This window comes from Chromobacterium piscinae (assembly GCF_021129175.1).
Lineage (GTDB): Bacteria > Pseudomonadota > Gammaproteobacteria > Burkholderiales > Chromobacteriaceae > Chromobacterium > Chromobacterium piscinae.
This window is the reverse complement of record NZ_JAJOHV010000174.1, coordinates 1-967: the sequence shown is the minus strand read 5'-3', so window position 1 is coordinate 967 and position 967 is coordinate 1. Positions and strand designations below refer to the sequence as shown.

General features: G+C 72.1%; 1 pseudogene. It reads right to left on the bottom strand.

Annotated features, from left to right (window positions below):
- Positions 1 to 967: pseudogene (locus tag LQR33_RS23930) on the bottom strand (chromosome segregation protein SMC); the annotation flags it as partial.

Here is a 967-nt window from a genome sequence, read left to right as displayed (position 1 = left end):
GCGCAGCGCCGGCAGCGCGGCGTTGGCCTCGTGCTGGCGCTGGCTGATTTCACGCATCCGCTCGGTCAGTTGGCTGAGCCGGTCGCGCGCGGCGGACAGCTCGCCCTCGCGCGCCTCGCGCTCGGCCAGCGCCTGCTGCAGCGCCTCCTCCGGCACCGCCTCATCCACCGTCTCGGACTCGACCGCCAGCGTTTCCAGCCGCTCCTGCAATTGCTCGTCGCGATCGGCCAGCTCGCGGCCGCGGCGAGACAGCTCGGCCACCTTCTGCTCGGCGCTGTGCAAGGCCAGCTTGATCTCGTGCAGCACGCGCTCGGCGTCGCGCGCCTTGTTGCGCGTCAGCTCCAGCCGGGTTTCGGCGTTCAGCCGCTCCAGCCTCGCCTCTTCCAGTTGCAGCGCCAGCTCTTCCAGGGTCAGCGCCGCCTCTTCGCCCATCAGCTCGGCCTCGGCGATGCCGTCATCGGCATGCTGGCGTTCCTCTGCGATGCGGCCGCGCTCGGCCTCGATCGCCGACAGCCGAGCCGCGCCCTGGCGCGCCGCCTGGTCGAGCTTGACGTGCTCCAGCGTAGCGGCGTTCAGCTCCGCCTCCAGCCGGGTCAGCGAACCCTTCTGGCCGCGCACCGCTTCGGCCAGCATATTGCCCATGCTCTGCAGGCTGTCGCGCTTCTTCTGCATGGCGTCGATTTCCGGCCGCAAGGCGTCGGCGCGGGCCGAAGCCTCGTCCAATTGCCGCTTGCGGGCCATCAGGCCGTCGCCGCTGGCCTCGGCGTGGTAACGCACGCTGGCGGCGTCGACGCGATGCCCCTCCGGCGTCAGCCAGCACTCGCCGGCCGCCAGCTCGCCGCGGCGCGCCAAGGCGACATCCAGCGTATCAGCCAGATACACGCCCGACAGCCAGTCGGCCAGGGCCGCGTCGAACGGCGCTTGCGCCTTCACCTCGGCCAGCAGCGCCGGCCAACCGCGCGCGGGC